At 50.5% G+C, this 26,583-nt stretch carries 28 protein-coding genes; 12 read left to right on the forward strand and 16 right to left on the reverse strand.

The features are described 5' to 3' along the window. Positions 1-7: 7 nt before the first annotated feature. Positions 8-592 carry a PAS domain-containing protein gene (locus tag A1332_RS18685; RefSeq protein ID WP_064009941.1) on the reverse strand — a complete coding sequence of 195 codons (585 nt, stop codon included), beginning with the start codon at positions 590-592 and terminating at the stop codon, positions 8-10. A gap of 497 nt (positions 593-1,089) precedes the next feature. Here A1332_RS18685 and A1332_RS18690 point away from each other — a divergent pair, with 497 nt between their 5' ends. After that, positions 1,090-2,028 (forward strand): hypothetical protein, encoded by a 939-nt coding sequence (locus A1332_RS18690; RefSeq protein WP_064009963.1) that lies wholly within the window; start codon positions 1,090-1,092, stop codon positions 2,026-2,028. 57 nt (positions 2,029-2,085) lie between these two features. On the opposite strand, the gene A1332_RS18695 is transcribed toward A1332_RS18690, so the two are convergent. Both A1332_RS18695 and A1332_RS18700 read right to left on the reverse strand, forming a co-directional pair. Continuing rightward, a complete protein-coding gene (locus A1332_RS18695; RefSeq protein WP_064009942.1) occupies positions 2,086-2,562 on the reverse strand; it encodes a copper resistance protein NlpE in 477 nt (158 codons plus the stop codon). A gap of 287 nt (positions 2,563-2,849) precedes the next feature. Next, on the reverse strand, positions 2,850-3,182 hold the full coding sequence (locus tag A1332_RS18700; protein ID WP_064009943.1) for a hypothetical protein: 333 nt from the start codon (positions 3,180-3,182) through the stop codon (positions 2,850-2,852). A 456-nt stretch (positions 3,183-3,638) separates the two neighbouring features. Between A1332_RS18700 and A1332_RS25745 the strand changes: the two genes are divergently transcribed. The 5 genes from A1332_RS25745 to A1332_RS18725 all read left to right on the forward strand — a co-directional run bounded on the left by A1332_RS25745 (position 3,639) and on the right by A1332_RS18725 (position 7,470). Then, complete coding sequence (locus A1332_RS25745) at positions 3,639-3,791, forward strand: hypothetical protein (RefSeq protein ID WP_051669688.1); 153 nt, start codon at positions 3,639-3,641, stop codon at positions 3,789-3,791. A gap of 9 nt (positions 3,792-3,800) precedes the next feature. After that, positions 3,801-4,325: a cytochrome C oxidase subunit II gene (locus A1332_RS18710; protein WP_064009945.1), complete on the forward strand. Its 525-nt coding sequence runs from the start codon at positions 3,801-3,803 to the stop codon at positions 4,323-4,325. Continuing rightward, on the forward strand, positions 4,318-5,937 hold the full coding sequence (locus tag A1332_RS18715) for a b(o/a)3-type cytochrome-c oxidase subunit 1 (protein WP_064009946.1): 1,620 nt from the start codon (positions 4,318-4,320) through the stop codon (positions 5,935-5,937). Before A1332_RS18710 ends, A1332_RS18715 begins: the two co-directional genes overlap by 8 nt. Positions 5,938-5,939: 2 nt before the next feature. Further along, positions 5,940-6,587, forward strand: coding sequence for a c-type cytochrome (locus tag A1332_RS18720; RefSeq protein ID WP_064009947.1), 648 nt, complete (start codon positions 5,940-5,942; stop codon positions 6,585-6,587). A gap of 91 nt (positions 6,588-6,678) precedes the next feature. Further along, complete coding sequence (locus A1332_RS18725; protein ID WP_064009948.1) at positions 6,679-7,470, forward strand: hypothetical protein; 792 nt, start codon at positions 6,679-6,681, stop codon at positions 7,468-7,470. 150 nt (positions 7,471-7,620) lie between these two features. Here A1332_RS18725 and A1332_RS18730 read toward each other — a convergent pair whose 3' ends face one another. The 11 genes from A1332_RS18730 to rsxA form a co-directional block, all read right to left on the reverse strand. Then, positions 7,621-8,550 carry an HDOD domain-containing protein gene (locus A1332_RS18730; RefSeq protein WP_082879778.1) on the reverse strand — a complete coding sequence of 310 codons (930 nt, stop codon included), beginning with the start codon at positions 8,548-8,550 and terminating at the stop codon, positions 7,621-7,623. Positions 8,551-8,561: 11 nt separating this feature from the next. Beyond that, complete coding sequence (locus tag A1332_RS18735) at positions 8,562-9,866, reverse strand: sigma-54 interaction domain-containing protein (RefSeq protein ID WP_064009949.1); 1,305 nt, start codon at positions 9,864-9,866, stop codon at positions 8,562-8,564. Between the two features lie 534 nt (positions 9,867-10,400). Beyond that, a complete protein-coding gene (gene bfr / locus A1332_RS18745) occupies positions 10,401-10,865 on the reverse strand; it encodes a bacterioferritin (RefSeq protein ID WP_064009951.1) in 465 nt (154 codons plus the stop codon). Between the two features lies 1 nt (position 10,866). Further along, positions 10,867-11,088, reverse strand: a complete 222-nt coding sequence (locus A1332_RS18750) for a (2Fe-2S)-binding protein (RefSeq protein ID WP_064009952.1) — start codon at positions 11,086-11,088, stop codon at positions 10,867-10,869. A 3-nt stretch (positions 11,089-11,091) separates the two neighbouring features. Beyond that, positions 11,092-11,355: an RnfH family protein gene (locus A1332_RS18755; RefSeq protein ID WP_020485093.1), complete on the reverse strand. Its 264-nt coding sequence runs from the start codon at positions 11,353-11,355 to the stop codon at positions 11,092-11,094. Positions 11,356-11,358: 3 nt separating this feature from the next. Beyond that, entirely contained in the window at positions 11,359-12,069 is a 711-nt protein-coding gene (locus tag A1332_RS18760; RefSeq protein ID WP_064009953.1) for an electron transport complex subunit E, read from the reverse strand. 368 nt (positions 12,070-12,437) lie between these two features. Next, positions 12,438-13,175: an electron transport complex subunit RsxG gene (rsxG, locus tag A1332_RS18765; protein ID WP_082879779.1), complete on the reverse strand. Its 738-nt coding sequence runs from the start codon at positions 13,173-13,175 to the stop codon at positions 12,438-12,440. 8 nt (positions 13,176-13,183) lie between these two features. Next, on the reverse strand, positions 13,184-14,245 hold the full coding sequence (locus A1332_RS18770) for an RnfABCDGE type electron transport complex subunit D (protein WP_064009954.1): 1,062 nt from the start codon (positions 14,243-14,245) through the stop codon (positions 13,184-13,186). After that, entirely contained in the window at positions 14,242-15,744 is a 1,503-nt protein-coding gene (gene rsxC, locus A1332_RS18775) for an electron transport complex subunit RsxC (protein WP_064009955.1), read from the reverse strand. Before rsxC ends, A1332_RS18770 begins: the two co-directional genes overlap by 4 nt. 13 nt (positions 15,745-15,757) lie before the next feature. Further along, positions 15,758-16,291 carry an electron transport complex subunit RsxB gene (rsxB, locus tag A1332_RS18780; protein WP_020485088.1) on the reverse strand — a complete coding sequence of 178 codons (534 nt, stop codon included), beginning with the start codon at positions 16,289-16,291 and terminating at the stop codon, positions 15,758-15,760. Positions 16,292-16,301: 10 nt separating this feature from the next. Continuing rightward, positions 16,302-16,883 (reverse strand): electron transport complex subunit RsxA, encoded by a 582-nt coding sequence (gene rsxA / locus A1332_RS18785; protein ID WP_026147191.1) that lies wholly within the window; start codon positions 16,881-16,883, stop codon positions 16,302-16,304. Positions 16,884-17,157: 274 nt separating this feature from the next. Here rsxA and nifL point away from each other — a divergent pair, with 274 nt between their 5' ends. Together nifL and nifA are read left to right on the forward strand one after the other, a co-directional pair. Further along, the gene (gene nifL, locus A1332_RS18790; protein ID WP_082879780.1) at positions 17,158-18,795 is read left to right on the forward strand and encodes a nitrogen fixation negative regulator NifL; all 1,638 of its coding nucleotides are present in this window, start codon (positions 17,158-17,160) and stop codon (positions 18,793-18,795) included. Next, positions 18,788-20,314 (forward strand): nif-specific transcriptional activator NifA, encoded by a 1,527-nt coding sequence (gene nifA, locus A1332_RS18795; protein ID WP_020485085.1) that lies wholly within the window; start codon positions 18,788-18,790, stop codon positions 20,312-20,314. Before nifL ends, nifA begins: the two co-directional genes overlap by 8 nt. A gap of 172 nt (positions 20,315-20,486) precedes the next feature. Here nifA and fchA read toward each other — a convergent pair whose 3' ends face one another. Together fchA and cysS are read right to left on the reverse strand one after the other, a co-directional pair. Next, positions 20,487-21,116 carry a methenyltetrahydrofolate cyclohydrolase gene (gene fchA, locus A1332_RS18800; protein WP_064009956.1) on the reverse strand — a complete coding sequence of 210 codons (630 nt, stop codon included), beginning with the start codon at positions 21,114-21,116 and terminating at the stop codon, positions 20,487-20,489. Positions 21,117-21,126: 10 nt separating this feature from the next. Next, on the reverse strand, positions 21,127-22,500 hold the full coding sequence (cysS, locus tag A1332_RS18805) for a cysteine--tRNA ligase (protein ID WP_064009957.1): 1,374 nt from the start codon (positions 22,498-22,500) through the stop codon (positions 21,127-21,129). Between the two features lie 114 nt (positions 22,501-22,614). On the opposite strand from cysS, the gene A1332_RS18810 reads away from it, so the two are divergent. The 4 genes from A1332_RS18810 (at position 22,615) to A1332_RS18825 (ending at position 26,495) form a co-directional block, all read left to right on the forward strand. Continuing rightward, positions 22,615-23,196 carry a peptidylprolyl isomerase gene (locus A1332_RS18810; protein WP_064009958.1) on the forward strand — a complete coding sequence of 194 codons (582 nt, stop codon included), beginning with the start codon at positions 22,615-22,617 and terminating at the stop codon, positions 23,194-23,196. 49 nt (positions 23,197-23,245) lie between these two features. After that, the gene (locus tag A1332_RS18815) at positions 23,246-23,971 is read left to right on the forward strand and encodes a UDP-2,3-diacylglucosamine diphosphatase (RefSeq protein WP_064009959.1); all 726 of its coding nucleotides are present in this window, start codon (positions 23,246-23,248) and stop codon (positions 23,969-23,971) included. Positions 23,972-24,298: 327 nt separating this feature from the next. Next, positions 24,299-25,075 (forward strand): S1 family peptidase, encoded by a 777-nt coding sequence (locus tag A1332_RS18820; protein WP_064009960.1) that lies wholly within the window; start codon positions 24,299-24,301, stop codon positions 25,073-25,075. A 31-nt stretch (positions 25,076-25,106) separates the two neighbouring features. After that, complete coding sequence (locus A1332_RS18825) at positions 25,107-26,495, forward strand: TIGR03013 family XrtA/PEP-CTERM system glycosyltransferase (protein WP_064009961.1); 1,389 nt, start codon at positions 25,107-25,109, stop codon at positions 26,493-26,495. The last annotated feature ends 88 nt before the right edge of the window (positions 26,496-26,583 follow it).

The raw sequence follows: 26,583 nt of genomic DNA on the forward strand, positions 1-26,583 counted from the left end.
AGAATACTCAAGTCTTATTTGTGTCTGTTATCACGTCGCTAATATTTGTGATAGTGACAATTAATTTACGCGATTTCAAATCGAACGATTCGCTCGCCGTATCGCTACCGTCATCCGCATTGCCTTTAATTAAAGCAGGGAGAGGCAAGTTCTTATCCCCTTGCAAACGCAACTGTAAGCTTTTATTGGCTGGCGCTTTGAAAAAAGCGTCAAAACGGTGAATAAATATATTCTTGTCTTCTTCGAAAATCAGCTTGGAAAAATGCGTCTTCTGCAATTTACTGGCTTTATAGCCCAACATATCTGCAAAGGTATGATTCGCTTGTTCTATGAAGCCTTGATAATCTAGGGTTATAATACCAACCGGAACACAATGGTAGGTAAAATTTAATTTATTATTTAAACGGGACAATTCAAATTGCGCTTTTTGCAGCTCTTCATTCTGCATTTGCAACTCAATTTGATAAACTTGTAAATCATAAAATAAACGTTGAATTTCTTCCGGCGTAATACTACTGATTTCTTGAGGCGTAAAATCTATAATTTTCTCCGCCATTTCTTTTAATTTAGCAGCATGAGAATCTAATGTCATAACGGCATTTCCTTATTAATCTATTAATTTTTTGAACAATTTAGCGGAAAAATTCTAGTTCCCACTATTTCTACTCCCTATCGATTCGTCCACTTCTACCCTCTTCGGATTTTACCGATACCCTGCTGGCAACTTATTGATTTAACACAGGGCGGATTCAGTACGCAGTAACCGGGCCACCCAGCGTATTCGGATTGTAATACAGTTCATATACTTGAACACTTGATACCTGGAATTTGCAGGCATCAATAACCCTATTTTTTCCTTGAAAACTTATTTCAAGCGGTGAAATGCTTTCGGCTCCCGAAAAACCAGGTGTCCGACCAAATAAATTGCCTCCTTTTCAGAGCAAATACAGGCAAGCACAGCTTAGTTTTCCGCAAATTATCAGCACTGGCAAACACGGCAAATTAGCAGCGTTAACGTCCGACCAATCAAAGGTTGTGTCATTTACGCCGCATTATGCTAACGTAAATTTTTTTTTGCTTGGAACCACGATGAAACGATCCAATCTCGCCATCATTCTGACATTATGTTCGTCGGGTGTTTTTGTCCAATCAGCCTTTGCACTTACTACGCCGGCAGAGCAGGATAAATTGCGCATTCATACCAGCATGCCCAGAAGAACCAGCGATTCGCTGTTTTCATACACGGCGGAATGGCGTATCGACGATGGTGAGCTGTATCGCTCTACGGGCTTGAGCTTTTTAAATGCACATAAATTTGATGATGCAACTCAGCCTTACGCGGTCACGAAAAAACTGCTCACATCGATGAAGGACGGCATGATTCAGCTCGATCCGAATTGGCGCGGCATCACCATTACTCAACCACCGGAACAAGCTGAATTGATCATCGCCAACAAAAACGGTTATTCGTTGACGACGGTAACGGTCAGAGATTACAGCAACCAGGGCTTACGTTTCGATCTTGCCGATAAAAACTTCAACGCCGACGGCGTGCAAGTGGCTCTTGATCTGGTGTTCAGTGCGGATGTGGAATATCTGGACGGTTTTAGTTCAAAAAAAGCCCTCACCGCCTCGCAAGGGGAAATCGAGATTAAGATAGACGACCAAAAACCGATTCATATCAAAACCGACGGTAAAACCACTCGCGAGCTCGAGCAAGAAATCGTCAAGCAGCTAAGTATCTCTCAACTTGCTGAAACACCCCTGTATCCAGGCATGGTCAGCAACGATACCCGCAATAACAAGCCATTCGATGGCAGCGAAGTGCAATTTTTAAATCTTGCCGCCAAGTCGATTGCCATTGACATTACCGACCCAGCCTTGGGCGTACTCGCCAAATTCAAATTCAAAGACGAAAATCATTCGGTGAAAGTTGTAGAACCGCGCTTCATGTTGGGCGCGTTGGCCTTGACTGTACTTTTGGCCATTGTCTATTTTCGGCGCAAAAACCAGCAGAAATCGATATAACAGTTCTAATGTCCGGGTGGCCGCTAGCACATGCAGCCACCCGGTTTAAGGGTTAAATCAATGCCCGGAATGTTCGGGCGGCGTATCGGTGACGCTGGTTCTACGCAACATATAGCGATCGGCAAGTTTGCCGGTAACCCGGTTGCCGCTGCTATCCAACTGAATCAACGCATCTTTTTCAACCAGATATTGCTGCGAAGTTGAGCCGTTCTTTGGCGTCAAAACCAGAGTATTGGCTTTGTCGCCCGGGGCAAACTTGCCCTTTTCAGTAAACTCCCGTTCCGATTTCCCCAGAAATTGGGTCATCAGCAGATAACTGCCATTTTTGTTCAAAGCCAGCGTGGTCTTCACGCCGATGCAGTCGGCACAAGGGGTTAGGCCCGTATAAATCCCCGGCCAATCCAGGCTCTTGTGTTCTTGATGAGCATCCTTATGGTCCGCCCCCACCGTTTCGGCAAGCGCTGGATTAAAAGCCGAAAAAGCGGCCGCCACTAGAAAAATGACCACATTTTTTTTAAATTTAACTGTTCGCATATTTGCTCCTGGACAAACCGTCGCTAATAATAATTATTGAGTAAGTACCACGCTGGAAATCCTTTGTGCGCCACAGTTCATTCGCGAAAAACCGCTAAGGGAAAATCGGCATGTTAACAACCAAAGAGCACACTTTACCGGTTTCTATTAATGGGCCGAAGCGCACACTCTTGCTCTATCAAGCCTCGCTTACAAACACACATGATTCCAACTGCCTATTGTGGCATAGCTGCAAAGGATTGACTGATTTCATATCGCCGAACGCATTTAGCCGGATTGCCAACGCCTTAAAACGGAAATACCGAAAGATTTAAACCTATCATCGCAACATTAAGTACGAATCCGTAGTTAGCCATGGTTTTTCGGAGTTTCGACTTGAACATCGCCACGGAAGCTAATCCTAAGCCAACCAGATCCATCACGATAAAGGCCACAATTAAGAAGCGTAAGCCGTCGCTGTTGGACACGCCATCCGTAGCGGCATAGATGGGAAATAAAATAAATAACCAGATCACAAAGTTACAAGCCGCCAGCAATAACGCAGCATTCGAAAACCCGAGTAATCGATATTTCACATGGCGGGGCGGAGTTTCTTGAAATTCATCGATGGGCTGATTCATTGTGGCTATCGCTGGTTAGTGATTCGGCACAGACTCTTGCAGGCACTTTTTTGGTTTGTCATGCCTGCGGGTCCTGGTAATTTTTATAGGGTCGAACTATCTATTTGCACCAAATAGTGACATGCCGATTCCGTCAACACCAGTTTTTTGGCATTTTGACACCCACATCAGAGATTTCCAGCCGCGCAGTTTTACTAGGTACATCAACAAAACCTCTGCCCCCAACATATTCCTCATCCCGTTAAATGCAGAGTGTGTTCTCGACGAGCTTTCGGCTAATCCTCCCGCAAACAATTAATAACATTGATTTATCGCTTTCGATTAGCCCGGCGCTAAGGGTATGATTACCCCAGCAATCAGATGGTAAAGTCATCAGTAAGAATGACGAAGCCGGTGCTGTTCATGCGGTTGGTTGCCAACATAATTCCTATCAAAACGCATACAAGAAGGAAGGATATGAACAATCTCTCTGAAGAAGAACGTCAAAAAATTTTGCAAAGCTCACCGGTCGGCACTTGGGCGCTGATGTTGATAGTCGGCGGCGGCATGGTCGTGGCGTGGCTATTAATGTACTACGGTATATTTTTGCCTCGCGGCCATATTGGTTAAGGAGGCTATATGCATATCGATAAACTGGAAAAAAACTGGGCCGGTATCTCCTTGGGGATAGCCGGCTTATTTGTGACCGTCATTTTGGGGTCGGCGTTTTTTCACGGCATTCACGCGCCGAGCAACGTCGAAACCATAGACTCCGCTAAACTGCATTTATCCGCTGAATTCGCCGAAGATAAACTTGGGGTGGAACGCAATCCCAATGGTAGCGTCACCGTGCGCATGGTGGCTGGCCGTTACGGCTTTTATCCGAAAGACCTGACCTTGCCGGCGGAAACCGCGATTACCTTCCGCTGGGTAAGCCTGGACGTGATCCACGGCGTACATATGCCAATGAGTAATATGAGCACGATGATCGTGCCGGGCTATGTCGCGCAAGTGAGCACCGTGTTGCATCATGCCGGCGACTATCCGCTGCTGTGTAACGAATATTGCGGCATGGGCCATGCGCATATGTGGAGCAATATCAAGGTGGTCAGCAAAGCGCAGTGGGATGCGCTCAATACTCAAGGGGGAGCGAATCATGGATAACGCAGCGGAAAAAAAATTGGCGCTTACTCACTTCTGGGTGGCGTTCGGCGCTTTTGGGCTGGCCGCGGTGATGGGCTTGTATCAGGTCATCGAGCGTAGCGGCTTCTTCGGCTTTTTAGAATCGCGGGAAGTGTATTATGCGTCGGTCAGCACCCACGGCGTGTTAATGGGGTTTGTGCTCACCACATTTTTCATCATGGGCTTTGGCTATTATGTGGCCAACACCACATTGAGATTGCCCGTCTGGAATAAGACTTTTGCCTGGACCGGCTTCGGCGTCGCGCTGACCGGCGTGGTACTGGCAGCCTTACCGCTACTACTTGGTCAAGCGTCAGTGCTGTTCACCTTTTATCCGCCGCTGATGGCCCATCCGATATTTTATATCGGCGCGACCTTGCTGGTCGTGGGCTCGTGGTTCTGGTGCGTGTCGATGATTGTGATGTACATGCAATGGAAAAAGGCCAATCCGGGGCAACCCGTGCCGCTGGCGATGTTCGCCACCACCGCCAATGCGATCCTGTGGTTATGGACCAGTGCCGGCGTTGCCGTGGAAGTGTTGTTTCAGTTGATTCCCTGGGCCTTGGGCTGGATCGATACTATCGATGCAGGGCTGGCGCGTACCTTGTTTGCCTGGACCTTGCATCCCATCGTCTATTTCTGGCTGATTCCTACCTACACTGCGTTTTACACGCTGGTGCCCAAGCAAGCCGGCGGCTTCGTGTTCAGCGACGAGATGGCCAGAGCGGCGTTCATTTTGTTGGTGGTATTTAGTTTGCCTATCGGCTTCCATCACTTGTATATGGATCCGGAACAAGCGCATGGCTGGAAAATCCTGCATGCGGTCGGCACTTTTGTGGTTACGCTACCGACGTTCATCACCGGCTTTACCGTCATAGCCTCGCTGGAAATCGCCGGCCGACTCAACGGCGGTAAGGGCTTGTTCGGCTGGATTGCCGCCCTGCCCTGGAACAACCCGATGGTACTGGCGATTATTCTGGGGTTGTTGATGTTGATCTTCGGCGGCTTCGGCGGCTTGGTCAACGCCAGCTATGCGATGAACGCGATGGTGCATAACACCGCTTGGATTTCCGGGCACTTCCATCTGATCTTCGGCGGCACCACCATCATCATGTACTTCGGTATCGCCTATTATTTCTGGCCGATTTTGGCCGGCAAACCGCTGTTTTGCCCATCAATGGCCATTGCCCAACTGTGGAGTTGGTTTATCGGCATGGTCATCATGACCACCCCATGGCATATCCTGGGCTTGCTGGGTCAACCACGCCGCATAGACAGCGTTAACTACAACAATCTGTTAACCATTTCCTGGGAACCCTACGAAGTGACCATGATTTTCGGTGGTTTGATTCTGGTGGTTTCCGCCGGCATGCTGATTTACAACCTGTATAAAACTCATCTCGGTAGCGAAAGCTATCAAGGCGAGGTGGAATATGCGGAACCGATACACGCGGTCAAAGACTTGCCCGGCTATCTGAACAGCTTCACCTTATGGAACATCGTCATCGGCGTGTTCATGCTGATTGCCTTCGGCTATCCGATCCTGCAATTTTTCTTGATGGAAACCTTTGGTTCAGGCAGATGGGGGGTCTGATCATGAAAAAACTCATTATAAGCGCAGTTTTATTGCTGCCAAGCGCGGCGTTTGCACAGCCTTCCTCGCAAGTCGCCTGGACCGCCGATCAGTTAAATTTCGTGAAAGCCGGCAACCCGCAAAAAGGCGAAGAACTTGCCAAGACTTGCAACGCCTGTCACGGCGAAAAAGGCATCAGTACCTCGGCGGCTTTCCCGTCGCTGGCCGGGCAATTGCCGACGTATTTGTACAAGCAATTGCAGGATTACGCCGACGGTAGTCGAGATAACGCGATGATGTCCGGTTTGGCTAAAACCCTGAGTAAACAAGACGCTGCCGATTTGGCGGTATGGTTCGGCTCGCAAACGCCAGCGTTCCAATCAAAGACTGTGATGGTCTATGAAAAAGCCGAAACTCTGGTTAAAGGCGGCAGTAGCGAACGGGTGTTACCGCCTTGCGAAGTGTGTCACGGCGGCGACGGTAAGGGCCAAGTAGTCGACATTCCAGCCCTGTGCGGCCAAAATGCGGATTACATCTCGGCCACACTGCATGCGTTTAAGGACGGTACACGTCACAACGACATTTACAGCCGGATGCGCATCATCTCGCAGTCCTTAACCGACGAAGAAATCAGCGAACTGGGTTATTACTACCAAAACATCAAAAAATAGTAATATGCTTGGCTTGGGAGGCAAGGCTTTTGCCTCCCGCTTAAAGCCTTGCTCGAAGCGATAACATCCCCAACAACCCGGAATTGCACCTATGTCTGATCGCAACGAAACACCCGTTAAATATGCCTACAAAGGCGCTAATCTGATCAGTTTCGGCCTCTCGATCAAACTGCTGTTCACCGGCTATCTGACCACGATAGCCGCCGGTTATTTGATGGCATTAATCCAGATTTTGTTTACCCACGGCATGGCCGACGGCAAATTCGGTTTGTCGATGGACGATATTGTTTACAGCTACTATGGCGACCGCTCCGGTTCGGTATTGGAATCCAAACTAAACGGTTCGATGAAATACAACGCGCCGGAACAAGAGCGTTTCAAAATCATTCAATGGGTCAGGGATGGGGGCGACGAAGCGGTTTACAACAAGGAAATTAAACCCATCGTCGAGCAATTTTGCACCGGCTGCCATGGCGCCAACGCCGGTTCGCTGCCTGATTTCACCAAGTTCGAAAACTTAAAAAAGCTGACGGAATCCAATGAAGGCGCAACCTTTCAATCGCTGACACGGCTGTCGCACATCCATTTGTTCGGTATCAGCTTCATTTTTATGTTTGTCGGCATCATTTTCAGCTTCAGTACCGGTGTGCCGTGCAAATATAAATACCCGGCTATTGTGATGCCTTATTTGTTTCTACTGATAGACATCGCCTCGTGGTGGTTAACTAAACTCAATCCCCACTTTGCCTTGTTGGTGCTGTTTGCCGGCGCCGGCCTGGGCGTATCCTTCGCTTTCATGTGGACTGTATCCATGTATCAGATGTGGGTATTGGGCGGAATTCTGAAACAATCGGACCGCCGCAATGCAATTTTGCGTGACTAAACACTCAGTCGACTGGATAGGCGCCGGATAATTTGTAATTAATCAGCGCCTATAAGTTTTCATCTGCTTCAGCAGACGGCACGCGCGTAGTGGCGCTGAATAATCTGACGGCGCCCAATTCACGATGGGTTCGGTACTAATGGCAGTAATTCAATCGGTAAGTTGTTCCGCAGTCGCCAGAATTTTCACTAAATCGTCATTCTGGCTGTCGAGTATTTCCAGACAAACAGCCTCATCCAAACCCAGTAATTCCGGCACGTCTTCCGGACAAATCTGATTCACCGCATCACCTATTCCTAAGCGTCCCAACAGACAATCGCTATAAAACGTCAACAAATTCAGTTGATGGTTTTCACCGCGATAACATGGGTTGTGATGGTGGTAGACAATATCGGTGATCATGCGCGGCATGGACCACACATTCATTAGCCAGGCGCCGATTTCGGCATGATTGAGGCCGAAGGCAAAGGTTTCCAGATTAAAAATCGCCAGACTGGGATTGGCGTTGATCAAGCCGCTCAGATAGCTAAATTCCTCAGGAAAACGATGCCCCAATAACGGGAATCCGATATTGTGCATCAAGCCGGATAAAAACAAGGCTTGCGGCTCCGGCCTCGCGGCGGCCGGCATAACGGCGGCCAACTGCGCCATCAAGCGGGTGCTGGCCAAGGCATGGGTCCAAAACATCCGCGTACCGATCTGCCCTTCCTTGGGCGATTTCAACGGTGCCAGCACCGCCAACCCCAAAGCCAAATCCAATACAAAATCAAACCCCAACACACGGGTAATCGCATCATGTACAGTCGTGATCTGGCCTCGATAACCGTATAGAGCTGAACTGGCCCAGCGGGTAATTTGCGCGGTCAGCAAGGGATCAAGTTCGATGATGTCGGCTAATTTACGGGCATCCGCACCAGGATCGGCGATCAGATTCAATATGCGCAGCGCGCTGCCGGGCAAAGGCGGCAAGGCTTTAATCTGGGCGATGGTCTCGCGCATGTCGCGCGGCGGGGTTAAACCATTGCGTTGCCGGCTGCCAATATTGTCGAGCGTCCAGTTTATCAGGTTGGATTCCATCATTGCTCCGCCACTTAATTCAGATTGAGTCGGTTAAGCTTACGGTACAGCGTTCGTTCGCTGATATTCATTTCCGCCGCTATCAATTTGCGATTCCCTTGATACTTGCTGATCAAACTATTGATAAACTCCGCCTCGAACTGCGCCATACTGTTAATCGGTAAGGGATGCGCATCGCCACTTGCCTCACTGGCAGCGGCCGGCTCAACACCCGCTTGGCGCTGCATGAAATGAATGTCGGCTTCTTGAATGCTCTTATCCTTACACAAGCCGGCCGCCAGTTGCAGACAGTTTCTCAGTTCACGGATATTGCCGGGCCAGGCATATTGGATAAGCTTGATTAAGGCCGATTGCGTAATCGCATAGCCGCTATCGGCGTCCGTGTTCAACTGTGCTAAAAAATGATCGATCAATAAGGGCAAATCCTGTCTACGCTGCCGCAGTGGCGGCACTTCGACCGGAAACACCGACAACCGGTAGAACAAATCTTCGCGAAACCGACCGGCTTTGACCATGTCGGCTAAATTTCTATGTGTAGCACACACCACTCTGACATTGGCTTTTTGCATCGCCGTGCCGCCTACCCGCCGAAATTGACCGCTTTCCAGGGCTCGCAATAACTTAGGCTGTTGCGATAGCGGTAGGTCGCCAATCTCATCGAAGAACAAGGTGCCATTATTGGCTAATTCGAACAAGCCTTTTTTCGCGGATGTCGCACCGGTAAAAGCGCCCTTTTCATGCCCGAACAATTCACTTTCAAATAACTCTTCGCCAAGAATCGTACAATCGACAATCACAAAATCGCCATCCGCCTGCCTGGAATGGCTATGCACGAATTCGGCGGCCAATTCCTTACCGGTGCCGGTTTCGCCAAGCAATAATACCGGTGCTTGCGTATCGGCCGCCTGTTGCAGCCGAGTTTTATATTGAGCAAACACCGCCGACTTACCGATCATGGCCGGAGCCTCGTCGCCTTTAGCCGCGGACTTTTTTAATACGGTCAGTGTTTCGCCCAAATACAAGGTGGCATCGGCATCCAACAACGGAAAACCGCGCGCACTGAATGAGCGCAGGGAACTGGCATCGCTGCTGTCGGCAAAGATACCTGCGTAGGCTTCCAGAGTCTGAAACAAGCGCTGGTGGCGGCAATTGCGGTTTTCGACGCAGCACGGTTGACCGACCAGATTCTGGCGCATGACGCCAAAACTATGTTCCCAAGCGCGATTCACTGCCACGATACGTAAGTCGGCGCCGATTATGATCAGCGGCAGATCATGAGTTTCCAGCAACGATTCCAGCGTAAAAGCACTTTGCGGCATAAATTCCTATCAATGTTTTCGGTGTTGTCAGCGTATTACGGGCCATTTTAACCAAAAACGACCCAAACCAAGGCCTACAGCCCTTGGCATCGATATTGTAATACCGCTAAGGATAGCTCATTCATCATCAGGGAACATCTATGAAAGTTGGACACCCGCCGCCCCTATGTTTTAACCTCAGGGCGAGCATAACTGTAGACGGTGATGTAACCGACTGGGGTGTACTTCAAAAAGACCATCGGGCGAGGATTGGCGTCCCAATCGTCCAAGCCCCCCACAAACTTCTCAGCGATCTTGGACCACTGATTGCAGTTAACGGATTATCAGGAAAGCACAAAGGACATGAAGACACCAACGATACTATACCCATTGACCCAATATTGAGCACTGTACCGGAACCCAAATCTATCCCATTAGTGACAACTGACTAGCGGGGCTGGCTTTATAGCCGTGGGAATAACTACAGGCTTGCCGGGGCTTACTATCCGAACGGGGCTGGCAATCGGCCCCGTACAGTTTTTAACTTGCGTATATTTACATCTGCGATTGCAGATAGTTTTGAATGCCGACTTTTTCGATCAGGTCCATCTGGGTTTCCAACCAATCGACGTGCTCTTCTTCATTTTCCAGAATATGCTCGAACAACTCTCTGGAGACGTAGTCGTTGATGCTTTCGCAATAAGCAATCGCATCTCTTAATAACGGCAAGGCCAGATGTTCCAATTTAAGGTCGCATTCCAGCATTTCCTTGGGGTTTTCGCCTATCATCAATCGGCCCAGACTCTGTAGGTTAGGCAAGCCTTCCAGAAACAAGATCCTCTCGATCAATTGATCGGCGTGTTTCATCTCGTCAATCGATTCGTGATATTCCTTTTCATTCAGCTTTTGAAAGCCCCAATTTTTGAACATCCGGGCGTGCAAAAAATATTGATTGATGGCCGTTAATTCGTTTTCTAGTGCTTTATTTAAAAATTCGATAACCTTTTTATCGCCTTGCATGTCAAATCTCCCGGGTTTTAGTGATTAGTTGTGCATCATTGGCAGCCTGCATTAGCCGACATGCATTTTTTCGATCCAAAATTTGCGCGATGTCCTTGTTACATTTACCGCAATCGCCACCGACGCCGAAACACTTAACCAGCTGTTTCCGCGAGCATAAACCGCTGTCTATAGCGGCATCAAGTTGACTGTCGGTTACCGCTTTGCAGACACAAACGTACATAGGCTAAGCCACCCGCCTCCGCTGGACTTGCGCGGGATCTGCGGTGATTTTACGATAAATCTCCACGCGATCACCTTCCTTGACCGGCGCATCCAATTTTGCCAGTTTACCGAAAATCCCGACCTTTTGGCTCTCCAGATCAATCTCCGGATACTGCGTCAACACGCCGGACAATTCGATAGCTTCGGCAATGGTACTGCCTTCCGGCACCTCCAACCGCAACCAGATTTGCCTGTCCGCCTGCGCATAACATACACCCACATTCATAGTTTACGCCCCTTCTTCCAAGACAATCGTATCAATAACGGTAGGTTCGGTAATTTTAGCCGCCGCTTTCCGGTCCAACAACCGTTTCAGCGCCACCATGAAACCCAGCATGATGAAACCGCCCGGCGGCAAGGCCATCAACAAAAAGCCTTTGTATTCCGGAATCAAGGTCGTTTCCAGAAACCGGAAACTTTCGCCCAACAGCACCGACGCGTTGGCGAACAACGTGCCGGCCGAGCTAATCTCCCGCATCGCGCCCAACACCACCATGGCTGCGGTAAAGCCCACACCCATCATCAAGCCGTCCCACATCGACGGCATCACCGGTTGTTTGGAGGCAAAGGCTTCGGCCCGGCCGAGAATGACGCAGTTGGTAACAATCAAAGGGATAAACAAGCCCAGCACCTTATGCAATTCGTGCATCCAGGCGTTCAGAAAAATATCCACCAAGGTCACCAACGCGGCTATCAACAACACGAAAATCGGGATACGGATTTCCGAGGGAATCAGATGCCGGCTCACCGACACGGCGGCATTGGATGCCACCATCACCACCATAGTCGCCAAGCCCATACCCAAGCCGTTGGTCGCCGTCCCGGTTACCGCCAGCAACGGGCATAAGGCCAGATTCTGTGTCAGCACCACGTTATTGTCCCACAGGCCGTCGCGGGCGATTTTTCTATATTGTTCTGAAAACAGAATCGAAAGATTCATGATAGTTTCTCCAAAAAACTCAGCAAACTTGGTATCGAGCGAGGTTTTACACCCCGTATGCCGCGCCGAGCACCGTAGCATTTATCGAGAACAGCCCGAAGGGGCGCCGCAAGGAAGCGGCGCGTCGGCGGAGGGGCTGGGAAGCCCCTTCTGCCGACCCTCGATAAACGCTACGGAGCGCAGGATCGAAGCGGCATCCGGGCCGCCTTTTCTTTGGATACTTTCTTTTGGCGGAGCAAAAGAAAGTATCTCGCCTTCGGGTGCGAGAACCCGATTCAACTAAATCCGTCGCGACCGCAACACCTTAAAAATGATTCGCAAATTCCAAATATTCCAAATCCCTTCAAGGGAACTCAGCACACCGCCAATCAACCAGCCCCCAACAACTCCGCCTGATGCACCTTATAAAACTCCAATCCCCGCTTGATTGCCTGCACGACCTTGCGCGGCGTAATCGTCGCCCCGCTAAACTGATCGAATACCCCGCCATCCTTTTTTACCGCCCATTGCTCGACAGTCAGGTTATTCAAGGATTTGCCATTAAAGGACAGAACCCATTTGGATTTTGTCACTTCAATCTTGTCACCCAAACCCGGCGTCTCGACATGCGCGATAACTCGGACGCCGAGGATTTCACCTTTGCTATCGATCCCCATCACCAAGCTGATCGGCCCGGCATAACCGTCAGGCGCGACGAATTTAAAACAGACCGCGTTAACCAACCCTGCCTTTTTAGCCAGATAGACCTCAGTTTGCTCCGCGCCAAGATTGGCGTCGGCAGAAGGCATCAGCACGCTGTCTTTCAGCAAATTGTTATCGTAAAGTTCCGCTGGAACCACCTGCTCCAGATTAGCCTGTAGATCTTCCTGCAAGCGCAGCTCAATTACCCCGCGCGTCGCCAGATCGGCAACACCTAATAAAACTGCCGCCAACAGTGCGAATCCACCCAGAACGCCGGCCTGATACTGTAATAGCGGCCGCAGTTGCTCCAAATTTCCAGGTTCCAGCCACACGGCCAGTTTTTGCCTAAAGTTACTCAAGGTACGCAAGGCGTACTCCACATATTGGTTCACTTTAGGAGGTGATTTAACGGGTTCGGAATTCATAGCCGGTCTCAGGTATTGGAAATATCGAGCGGCTTGCCGTTACGGTAGCGGCCATAAATTCTCGGACGAATGTAATGATCGATCAACGGTGTGACTGCGTTCATCAATAAAATCGCAAAACCGGTGCCTTCCGGATAACCGCCCCAAGAGCGGATCACGAAAATCAGCAAACCGCAGCCGGCGCCGAAAATTACCTGGCCTAGAGGCGTGTTCGGCGACGTCACGTAGTCTGTAGCAATAAAAAATGCCACCAGCATCACCGCACCGGAATTCAAATGCACCCAAGGTCCCATATAGTGCTGACTATCCCAGGTGTGAAAAACCGCCGACATGACAAATATACTCAGCAGCAACGAGACCGGAATATGCCATTTTATGACCCCCTGTCGCATCAACCAGATGCCGCCGGCCAACAACAAGACCGAAGAGGTTTCCCCCAAACTACCGCGCTCCCAGCCAAGAAAAGCCAAAAGACCGGAATATTCGATCAAACTGCCGGGCAGCAACCGATTTTGCGAAAACTCGGTCTTTACCCAACCCAGCGTGGTGGCCCCGGTCACCGCATCGGGATTCTCCAGGCCGCCAAAGGTTATCGCCAAGCTATCGATCACGCCGGGCCCAGTCAGCAGCGGCGATACGTTGGCCCAAGTGGTCATCTCAATAGGAAAAGAAATCAGCAAAGCCACTCTGGCCAGCATGGCCGGATTGAAGAGGTTTTGCCCCAAGCCGCCGTAGACGTGCTTGCCCAGGACAATCGCCAGCGCCGAGCCGACTAAGCCTATCCACCATGGTGCCCAAGGCGGTAAGGTCATCGCCACCAATAAGCCGGTGACTATCGCCGAACCGTCGCGCAGATAGGGCATCGCCGCCACGCCTTTCATTTTTAAGCACAAGCCTTCGAAAGCCATCGCCGACAGCACAGTCACCGCCAATAAATACAAAGCCGGCCAGCCGAACAACAACACACCGCAGGCCGTGGCCGGCGCAAGAGCGATAATGACCAAGCGCATGATTTGGTCGACGCGGCGGGTAGCCGCGACGTGAGGTCCGCTAATCGGTTTGTTACTCATACGGTTTCCTCTGCTGGCGCTTGTTGCGCCTGTTGTGCGGCAGCCAGTCGAGCGGCCCGGGCTTCCTGGGCACGCAAAGCTTCGGCTTCGGCTTCCAGTCTGGCACGCTCCATACGTTCATTGCGATCTTCGATTAGCCGCTTGGTTTGTTCGGACTTGTGTTCTGCCTGTTGCCGCTTCACTAACTCGCCGGAGGCAAATTTAAAGTAATGCACCAAGGGAATATTCGAGGGGCAGACATACGAACAACTACCGCAACTGATACAGTCTTTTAGTCCCAAATCGACCGCCGAGTCTAGCTGGTTGGCTTTGATGCGGCTGGCCATTTCCAACGGCAACAAACCCACCGGACAAGCTGTCACACAACTGGAGCAACGAATGCAAGGCTGAACCGGAGGTTCATCAATATCGGCAGCGGCCAAGGCCAAAATACCATTACAGGCTTTGACAACCGGCACTTCGGCGATAGGCAGCGCGTCGCCCATCATCGGTCCACCCATCACCAAGCGGGCCATTTTCGATTTCTCCAAACCGCAAAATGCCAACACTTCAGACATCAAGGTGCCGATGGGCACTTCCACATTTCTGGGTTTGGCAACGGCTGCGCCGGAGACCGTAACCACTCGACTAATCAAGGGCTGACCCAGACATATCGCTTGATAGACAGCGAAGGCGGTGGCGACGTTGTGCACCACCACGCCGATGTCGGTAGCCCGGCCATCGGCGGGAATTTCCTGGCCGGTCAGATAACGTAACATTTGCCGGTCCCAGCCCATCGGGTAGCGAGTCGGCACTTGTGCCACGACGATATTGGCAAAATTCAGGCTGGCCGCCTGCATGGCGGCGAAAGCTTCGGGCTTATTATCCTCGATACCCACCAAGGCCTTGGGCGCATCCATGCCGCGTAACATCAGCCTAATACCGGCAACGATTTGTTCGGCGCGCTCCTGCATCAAGCGGTCGTCGCAAGTCAGATATGGCTCGCATTCGCCGGCGTTGATCAGCAAGGTATGAATCTTGTTTTTACGGCCTAAACTGAGTTTGACCGCCGACGGGAATACCGCGCCACCCAAACCCACCACACCGGCAGCCCCGACGCGTTGGCAAATCTCTTCCGGTTCGAGTTGAAACGGGTCTTCCGGAACAATCAGTTCGACCCATTGTTCTTTACCGTCGCTTTCAATCACCACGGTACGAATCGGCAACGCGGACGGATGCGGGGCCGGAAAATCCTTCACATCGGCAATAACGCCCGATGTTGGTGCATGCACAGGCGCCGAAATGGTGCCTTGGCTATAGGCCAGCAATTGTCCCTTCAGCACTTTCTCTCCGACTTTCACCACCGGCTCGGCAGGCTTGCCGACATGCTGCTGCACCGGAATATACAATTTCTTGGGTAATGGAAAATCGGTAACGATGCTGAGCGGAGACGTTTCGGATTTGTGCTCTTCGGCATGGATGCCGCCGCGCAAACGGGGATTCTCGAACAAGGCGAACATAGGTGCCTCCGTCTCAAGCGGCCAGCGGTTTGGGCCAGCGCCAGTTGCGCAAGGTCACTTCAACAGGGTGCATTTGCAGACATTCGGTAGGACATACTTCCACGCATTTTTTGCAACCGATGCAGGCATCCGCCACCACCGCGTGGATCTGTTTTGGTGCACCGACGATGGCGTCGGTCGGACAAACCTTGAAGCAACGGGTACAGCCGGTGCAGGTTTCTTCGCTAACCCTAGCCACCATTGCTTCTTGATCTTGCGTTTGGCTTAAATCGACATCAACGCCCAGTAATTTGGCGAGTTGTTCGACCAGAGACGTACCGCCTGGCGGACACAATGTTACAGGCGCCGCACCCGACACCAGCGCTTCGGCGGCTGGCCGGCAGCCGGGAAAGCCGCACTGCCCGCATTGCGAACCGGGCATTAAGGCCTCGATGGTTTCTATTAATGGGTCCGATTCCACCTTCAGATATTTGGCGGCAATCCCCAAAGCCACGCCCAGCAACAATCCTAGCGATGTCAAAATAACAATGGCAGATAAAACGTACATGATGTGCCTCTTATTTGCTGTAAAGCCCCGCGAATCCCATAAACGCCAGCGACAGTATGCCGGCGGTGATAAATGCGATGGGGGTGCCGGAAAAAAGCGCCGGTACTGCCATGAGCGCTAAGCGTTCACGTAGACCGGCGAAGAGCACCATCACCAGGGTAAAACCCATTGCCGAACCAAAGCCGAACAGCAGGCTTTGCACGAAATTGTATTTCTCTTGGATGTTAAGAAGCGCCACACCCAAAACCGCGCAATTAGTCGTAATCAGCGGTAAAAAAATCCCTAAAACCTGGTACATGACCGGACTGGTTTTGTGTATCACCATCTCGGTAAACTGCACCACTGCGGCGATCACCAGAATAAAACCCAGCACTCGCAAAAATCCGATATCGAACGGAATCAATAAGCGATGCTCCAACACCCAGCTGGCTGCGGAGGCCAGGGTCAAGACAAACGTGGTTGCCAAACCCATGCCCAATGCGGTATCCAGCTTGTTGGAAACTCCCATGAACGGACATAATCCCAAGAACTTGACCAACACGACATTGTTGACCAAGGCCGTACCCAATATCAGTAGTAAGTATTCGCTCATCGTTTTAGACCCGGTGTTTTGTAACAAGACAGCATCATTTATGCCAATGCTGTGAAAACCCCACAACTCCCCGATTTAGTGCAAAGCCGGGGGATTTAGCGCCAACATCTCTGTCCTAAAAAACACAGAGCTGAAACAAGTCCGCTAAAATTTGTCGTAAACCATACAAATAGCCGGGATTTTCCAACAGCAGCTAAGCCGAAACGCATTTGGCTCTCAAATTGCATGTAGTTTTCCAACTTAAGCCTAGAAAAACACGCGAGAACCATTTGCCATGACCAAATCCACCCCTGACTACCTGCAAGGCCAGATTGAGATTGAAACGGCCGATATGCTATCGCCAGCCTTAAATGCTCTCGGGCAACCGCTCAAAGGCGGGAAAGCCTCTAAAACTCTGCCGTTTTCCTTATTCGTTAAGGCTGTGGAGCAGGCGCCGGTGGCCATTTCGATTACCGATAAAAAAGCCAACATCCTGTATATCAACCAAGCCTTCACCGATGTAACCGGCTACAACGCCGCCGAAATTCTTGGTAAGAACGAATCCGAGCTGTCCGACAAGTCCACCCCTAGACAAATCTATTACGATTTGTGGCACACCATTTCCCGCAAACAGGTTTGGCACGGTCAACTAGTCAATCGGCAAAAAATGGGCCAACGCTATTTAGCTGATCTGATCATCGCGCCCATGTTCGACGACCGCGGCGCCATCAGCCACTACATAGGTATGCACCGCGACGTCACCCAGGCGCATTACGCGGAACAGCAGGTCAACAATCAAAAACAACTGATCGAATCGGTATTGAACGCCTCCCCAGTAGCAATGGTGGTTCTGGATAACGACAAACGCGTCGTCCTCGACAATCAGATGTACAAAATGCTGATCAGCGAACTGGACAAGAAGGAACCCGCTTTATTTTTCCTGGAGGCTCTGGAACAAGACATGGGCGATTTATGGGGCGAAAACATTGACAGGCAACTAGGTTTCACCAATCGCGAAGTGCGGATTGAAAGTTCCGGGCTCAAGGGTACCCGCTGGTTTTCCTGTTCAGGGAACTGGTTTATCGAGAACGACGTCTGCGCCGACACCTTCTTCGCCAGACAATCCAAAGACTACTTATTGTTGACCATTAACGACATCAGTCCCTTGCGCCGCCAGCAGGAAAAGCTGCAAATTCAGACTCTGCGCACCATGCTGGCCGAAGAGGAGCATATCCGCAGCATCCGCGAAACCCTGTTGGGGGCAATGCATCAGATTCGCCAACCCTTGAACCAAATCAACGCGGCGATTCAAATCATGACGCAACGCAACGATGCCAACAACAGCCCGATCCGCGACCTGTTGGGCCAAGTGCAAAAAATGGGAGAAGAAACGCTCGCCACCTTACAACGCTGTGTGCCGGAAATTCCGGAGTCCGCGGTGGTGCCTGTCAACTTGAATCAGCTGTTGCACGAAGTCATGTTGCTGTATAGCACCAAGTTTTTGGCGAACGGCATCGTGGTGGATTGGCTGCCAAATCCGGTATTGCCGCATATTCTGGGCGCAGAGAACAAGTTACGCATGTTGTTCAAACAGCTGATCGACAATGCCGTCAACGCCATGAACAGAGCCAGCAGCCAGGAACGCATCATCAAAATCAGTACGACCATCGAGCATGATTGGGTGTGCGTGTCGGTAGCCGATTCCGGCCCCGGCATACCCGCCAATCAACGGAGCAAGGTGTTCGAACCGTTTTTTACGACAAATCAAAGCACCGCCGGCGTCCAGGCCGGCATGGGACTGGTCATGAGTAAGGAAATCGTCAATCAGCATAACGGCATGATAGAAATCGACCCGCAGTATAAAAACGGCTGTAGCTTTAAAGTCCGCTTTCCCTGTCAAAAAAACCTAGCCATGGTGAACATCCATGAGTGATCGTTTATTACTGGTTGAATCCGAACTGGATACCCTATTTCTCGTCAGTCAATTGCTGAATAGCACGCATGATTTACGTACCAAACTAAAGGGTATTCTGGAGATTTTGCATAAGCGTAACGGCTTGCATTTCGGCATGATTACGCTACGCGACGTCGATGACGACAGCATGAGCATTTGCGAGATTTATGGCGACGGCATAGACCGCTCGGTGCGCTACCAACCGGGCGAAGGGCTGGTCGGCGCGATCCTCGACGAAGGCAGTACTATCGTCGTGGAACGTATTGCCGACGAACCACGCTTCCTCAGCCGTTTAGGCGTCTACAACCCGGATTTGCCGTTTATCGGCTCCCCACTAGCTATCGAGCAAGGTGAAGTGGTCGGCATTTTGGCCGCGCAGCCTTGTACCTCGACTTTTTTGGGCGAACGCGCGCGCTTCATGGAGATGGTCGCCAACCTGATCGCCCAAAGTGTGAACATGTTGCGCGTGATGGAACGCAAGCAAAACGAACTGGCCAGCGAACGTGATTATTTAAAACAAACGCTGGTTAAAAATTACCGTTTCGAGAACATCATAGGTCATTCCGAACCGATGCTGAAAGTGTTCGACATCATCCGCCAGGTTGCCAAATGGCATACCACGGTGTTGATTCGCGGCGAATCCGGCACCGGTAAGGAAGTAGTCGCCAGCTCGATACACTTTAATTCGGCCTGTGCCAACGGCCCGTTTCTTAAATTGAACTGCGCCGCGTTGCCCGACACATTGTTGGAATCCGAATTATTCGGCCACGAGAAAGGCGCTTTCAGCGGCGCAATCGGCCAACGTAAGGGCCGTTTCGAATTGGCGGACAACGGCACACTATTTCTCGACGAAATCGGCGAGATTTCCGCGTCTTTTCAAGCCAAGTTATTGCGTGTGCTGCAAGAAGGCGAATTCGAGCGGGTCGGCGGCGTCCGCACCCTGAAAGTAAACGTCCGCATTATTGCCGCCACCAACCGCAATCTGGAACAGGAAGTAGCGGAAGGCAATTTCCGCGAGGATTTGTATTACCGCTTGAACGTGATGCCCATTAATATGCCGCCGCTTCGTGAGCGTATCGAGGACATCCCCGAACTGGCCAGCTTTCTGTTGAACAGGATTTCCCGTCAACAAGGCGGCCGGCCACTTGAAATCAAGGAGAGCGCAATCCGGATTTTGATGAAGCACGATTGGCCCGGCAATGTCCGCGAGTTGGAAAACCGCTTGGAACGCGCGGCGATCATGAGCCAGGAAGGCATTATCGACCGCGACGTAATCGCCAGCACCGGTCTGGAAAATGAAATCGGCATCAGCCGCACCCCGCAATCGATCAAACATATCGATTTACACGACGAGAATATGGATGAGCGGGAACGTGTGATCGCCGCGCTGGAGCAAAGCGGCTGGGTGCAAGCGAAGGCTGCCAGACTGCTGGATATGACGCCTAGGCAGATTGCTTATCGGATTCAGACTTTGAATATCAACGTTAAGCAGATTTAGCTAGGCCGTGCGATCGATAAAAATTGCCCCTTACGCAAAAAAGGAGGCGGCATAAAATTTAAAAACCTCCTTCTCCCTCTGGGAGAAGGTTGGGATGAGGGAATTAAAATAAATTATTTACATCCCTCCCTCTATTCCTCTCCCGGAGGCACAAAGGATTTTAGAGGTTTTCTTAAAGCTTTTCGCTGACTATCCGATAAATTTGCTCGGCGGCCTTTTCGCCGGCTTTCAACAAGGTATCCAGCTCGGCGAGCTGGACTTCGGCAAACTCCCTGTCCTTCAAACTCGCGGCATTGATTTGCACATTTAGCGCGGCGCTTTTTAATCCGGCATAGCCTGCCATCACTGCGACGCCAGCATCGCTGATCACGCCCAGATTACCGTGTTCGGCAGCCACCCTACTCAACTCTATTGCTTTTGCGCAGGCTTTAGCGCATTCCAGAGGCACCAAGGTGGCCTCTTTCAACACCACCTGGATTTGTGCTGTGCGCAGGATTTTCTCTTCGTCAGTGCTTTTCGGTAAGCCATAGCAAGCCATCAATTTGTCGAACACATCGACATCCGCCTTGATCATGCCGATCAAGGTTTGCCGCAAGGCTTCGGATTCTGTGAGCAAGGCCTTCATCTGCGCTTCTACTGCGGCGTATTTGGGTTTGCCGATGGTCAGGTTACAAACCATGCCTGTCAAGGCCGCCGCCTGCGCGCCCATCACCGCTGCCGCGCTACCGCCGCCGGGCGTAGCTTGCTTGCTGGCCAGTTCGTCCAGAAATGTTTCTACTGATTTATCTTTGATCTCGCTCATCGCCAGCCCCTTAATTCTCTCGGCGCCAAATGGTATTACCGCCCGCGACATCCTCCAAAACAATGCCCTGCGCCTTCAATTGATCGCGAATTTGGTCGGCTTGCGCCCAGTCTTTGCTGGCTTTGGCCGCTTTTCTGGCACCGATTAGCTGTTCAATTTCGGTTTCGCTCAGGCCATCGGCCGCTGCGCCGCCTTGCAGAAAACTGTCGGGACTTTCTTGCAACAAGCCCAAAGTAGCCGCCAACTGCTTCAAAGTCGCCGCCAGCACAGTTTTATCTTCGGCTTTATTTAATTCTCGCGCCAGATCGAACAACACCGCCAAGGCCACCGGCGTGTTGAAATCGTCGTCCATAGCCTGCTCGAACCGCAAACGGTAGTCGGCATCAAAGGTCACCTCGACAATCTCGACACCTCTCAAGGCAGTGTAAAGACGCGTCAACGCCACGCCGGCGTCGTCGAGTTGCTCATCGGAATAATTCAGCGGACTGCGATAATGGCTGGAGAGGATGAAGAAGCGAATGACTTCCGGCCTATATTGCTTTAACACCTCGCGCACGGTGAAAAAATTGCCCAGGGATTTGGACATTTTTTCTTCATTGACCCGCACGAAACCGTTGTGCATCCAGTAATTGACGAAGGGTTCGCCGGTGGCGCCTTCCGACTGGGCGATCTCATTTTCGTGATGCGGAAATTGCAAGTCCATGCCACCGCCGTGAATATCGAAATGATTACCCAGACAACAAGTGGACATTGCCGAGCATTCGATATGCCAACCCGGCCTACCCTGCCCCCACGGCGAATCCCAATACGGCTCGCCGGGCTTGGCCATTTTCCACAGCACAAAATCCAGCGGATCGCGTTTGGCGGTATCGACATTAACCCGCTCGCCGGCCTGCAAATCATCGATATTTTTACCGGACAATTTGCCGTATCCGTCAAAGCGGTTTACCGCATAAAACACGTCGCCATTGCTGCCCACATAAGCAAACTCGCGCTCGATTAGTGTCGAAATCATTTTAACGATGTCGGCGATGGATTGCGTGGCTTTGGGTTCGATATCCGGCGGCAGCACCGACAAGGCTTGCTCGTCTTCGTGCATTGCCTCGATAAAGCGTTCGGTCAACGCGGTAAACGCCTCGCCATTCTCGTTGGCGCGCTGGATAATTTTGTCGTCGATGTCGGTAATATTTCTTACGTAGGTAAGCTGATAACCGGCATGCCGCAAATAACGGGCGACCGTATCGAACACCACCATTACCCGCGCATGGCCGATATGGCAATAGTCGTAAACCGTCATGCCGCAGACATACATGCCGACTTTACCTGGCTGTTTGGGAAAAAATTCTTGCTTACTTCGGGTTAGCGTGTTGTAGATTTTCAGCATGACGATAATAAATGGATGCAGCGAAACATCTGGCAATCTATCAAGATTTTGGCTTCTCTTTCAAGATAAAAACACATAGAATTCGCGGCTTGCAGCGAGATTAAGGAGCTTTTAATGCGCACCACCCTGGTTTACCTGATGCTGTTTTTATTCTCAACCCTTTCATTTGCAACAGAAAATAAAATGTCCAACACACATAGCAAAGTCAAATTAACCACTTCACTGGGCGACGTCGTCATTCAACTCGAAGACGAAAAAGCGCCGCTTTCCGCCGCCAACTTTTTGGGCTATGTAAAACAGGGCTTCTATTCGGGCACCATTTTCCACCGGGTTATCCCCGGCTTTATGGCACAAGGCGGCGGTTTCGACAGCTCCTTTAAGCAAAAAGAAACCAATGCGCCCATCAAGAACGAAGCGGATAACGGCCTGAAAAACAAGCGAGGCACTTTGGCGATGGCTCGCACCAACGATCCGCATTCCGCTACCGCGCAATTTTTTATCAATTACAAAGATAACTCGTTTCTGGACCACACCAGCCCAAGCCCCAGCGGCTGGGGTTATGCGGTATTCGGTGAAGTTATCGAAGGCATGGATGTAGTCGATGCCATGGCCAAACAAGCCACCGGCAATCGCGGCCCGCATCAGGACGTACCAAAAACCGACATAGTTATCGATAAAGCCGAAGTTATCGAATGACAGTTGGCGGCTTCCACCAGACTCAAGGCGGAAGCCGCTGTTTCAAGACGTGAAACAAGACGTACTATTTATATCCGACCTGCATCTGGCTTTGGAAAAACCGGAGATCACCCGGCGTTTCTTAAGCTTTTTGCAGCACCGCGCCATCAAAGCAAAATCGCTGTATATCCTTGGCGATCTGTTCGATGCCTGGATCGGCGACGACGACAATACTCGGCCTATCCCGGCCATCAAAAAAGCCCTCAAACAACTTGCCGACTCCGGCACCGAGATTTTTCTGCTACAGGGCAACCGCGATTTTCTGCTGGGTCAAAATTTCTGTCAGGAAACCGGCATCCGTTTCTTGGACGAATATGCGACTATTGAATTGAGTGGTCAGCGGATTTTACTGACCCACGGCGATTTACTCTGTAGCGACGACTTGGCCTACCAGGCCTTTCGCATTAAATCGCACAGCCCGGAATGGCAACACAATGTGCTTTCCAAACCCTTGTGGCTGCGGCTGATAGCAGCACGTTGGTATCGTTTCCGCAGCTATTACCATAAACGCGGCAAAGCTCTGGATATTATGGATGTCAACCAGGATACCGTACTCGAATCGCTGCGTAAGTATGCCTGCTGCACATTGATTCATGGGCACACACACCGTCCCAAATTACACGAATTTATACTGGATGGTGCGCCTGCAAAACGTTACGTATTGGCGGATTGGAAACCGGATGGAGCGGAGATTTTATGTTGGAGGAACAACCATTTTGAAAGAGAAAAGGTCTAATCTAACCACAAAAAAACCGGTAGCGTTTTAACCGAATCCAGCGATCTGTATTTTTGAATCTCAAACCGCCTGATATATCGAATCAGACACTACCGGACATTGGGTCACTATCTCCGCTAGCAAAGACACATAAGAAACCAACTAGTTCACTCGGTATATAATTTTACTCGGTAAATATTCCAGGCCAAGATTTCGCGCCATTTAAGCCAATGCCTGTCTGTTACCCATGTGTCAATAACTGTTAATTCACGACGCCGACCGCATTCATGCTAAGTTAGACTAAACTTTGCAAGCTATGCCAATTAAGGACCCATAAATCCTCCAGCCATGAAAAAACAGACACTTTATCTCTTGGCGCTATCTATCGGACTATCCACCGTCGCCACCAGCCATGCCGACGAAGTTAACCTACCCGACATTCTCGCCCGTATCAAACCCGGGATAGTAGCCATTGGCACCTATATGCCGACCCGGAATCCGCGCGCGGTTTTCCTAGGCACCGGATTCGCTGTTGCCGATGGCAGAAAGGTAGTCACCAACGCTCACGTTACGGCAAAAAAACTGGACCTTGAACACCTAGAGCGTTACGCGGTGTTTTATCGGCATCAGCAAAAAGAACAGATGCAAATTGCCGATCTGGCCGCCACTGACGAAGATCACGATCTGGCGTTGTTAACGGTAGACGGCGGCGCCTTACCGGCACTGGAAATTGGTGACTCCCTGAGAGTGAGGGAGGGCGAGCAGTATGCATTTACCGGTTATCCGATAGGCATGGTACTTGGCTTGTATCCAGTCACCCACCGCAGCATTATTGCGGCTATTTCGCCCAATGCCATACCGGCAATCGCGACTCGGCAGCTAAATGTCAACATGCTGAAGCGGCTACAGACCCCTTTCGATGTGTTTCAATTAGACGCCACAGCCTATCCCGGCAACAGCGGCAGCCCTTTGTACGACACCAATTCCGGAAAAGTTATTGGTATCATTAACAAGGTGTTTGTACAGGGCAGTAAAGAAAATGCAATATCCAATCCCAGCGGGATTACCTACGCAATACCCGCTGAACATATCAAGACGCTTTTAAACCAGACTATCGTCAAATAGTTATTATCCAGGAGTCAAGCGGTAGCCTTATATGATAAGAATTTTTCGACATTACATTTCCACCGCCTACCTGTGGTTGCTTATGGCGGAATCGCTGGTGTTTTACCTAGCCATGTATTGCGGCGCGGGCCTAAGATTTTTATACACAGCGTCCTGGTATTCCCAATCCGAGCTTGCGGCCTCTGCTGCGGTTTACTCCATCGTATTCATAGCCAGTTGCTCCGGCTTGGGCTTGTACCGAAAAACCCTGGATAAAGAAGAATACAATATTCTTCAGCGCATCAGTTTCAGCTTTGCCGTTGCGGTTTTTATACTGGCTTTCATCTATTACATCATTCCGGACTTGATGCTGGCACGCAGCGTCTTGATTTCCGCAATTATTTTTTCTTTTGTAGGCTTGCTGTTAACGCGTTATTTGTTTTATCGCTTCGTCAATCTGGACAATTTAAAACGCAGGGTATTGGTGGTGGGTTGCGGTCAACGGGCGGGCGAGCTCAGCGTCGTTAACTCCAGCTACATATACAGAGGCTTTGAAATAGTCGGATACATTACGCTGGAAGACGAACCGATAAGTGTGCCCCATGCAATAGCTCTCAACGAAAAAATTCGACTAACCGATATTGTAGAAGCCGCCAACGTCGATGAAATAGTCATCGCTGTCGATGATCGGAGAAAAAAATTGCCGGTGGAAGAGCTGCTGGATATCAAAATGTCCGGCGTGCAGATCATGGACCTACAAACCTTCTATGAGCGAGAGCAACGATTGGTTTTTCTCGAGGCACTGAGCCCGAGCTGGTTGATGTTTTCGGATGGTTTTGTGAGTGGGGGTCTACGCTCCATGGTAAAGCGCAGCTTCGATATTTTAGCCAGCCTGATGCTGCTCTCCGTAAGCTGGTGGCTGATGATCCTCACTATGGTGGCAATCTATATCGAAAGCGGTTTTGGTGCACCGGTTTTCTATCGGCAAAAGCGTGTCGGCTACCGAGACATACCCTTCGATGTCATCAAGTTTCGGAGTATGCGTATCGATGCTGAAAAAAATGGCGCGCAATGGGCTAGCCAAACCGATGATCGCGTCACCCGCGTCGGCAAAGTGATTCGTAAATATCGGATCGACGAGCTGCCGCAACTGCTAAACGTATTAAAAGGCGATATGAGTTTTGTCGGTCCGCGCCCAGAGAGACCTGAATTCGTGAAAGGTTTCGAAGAGAATATTCCTTATTATAAAGAAAGACATAGGGTAAAACCTGGCATCACCGGCTGGGCACAACTGTGTTACCCCTATGGCGCCAGCGAATACGATACCCGGCAAAAACTACAATTTGATTTGTATTACGTCAAAAACTACAGCCTGTTTCTGGATTTAACAATCATGATGAGCACTGTGGAAGTTATTTTGTGGGGCAAGGGTGCACGCTAATTTAGGTATTGGATTCTTTAAATCTGCCTGCAGCAAATCGAAATAGTATTAAGGGAATATGGTGTCAATAGGGGCTGTTGCCATTTTG

Source organism: Methylomonas methanica (assembly GCF_001644035.1).
GTDB classification, from domain to species: Bacteria; Pseudomonadota; Gammaproteobacteria; order Methylococcales; family Methylomonadaceae; genus Methylomonas; species Methylomonas methanica_A.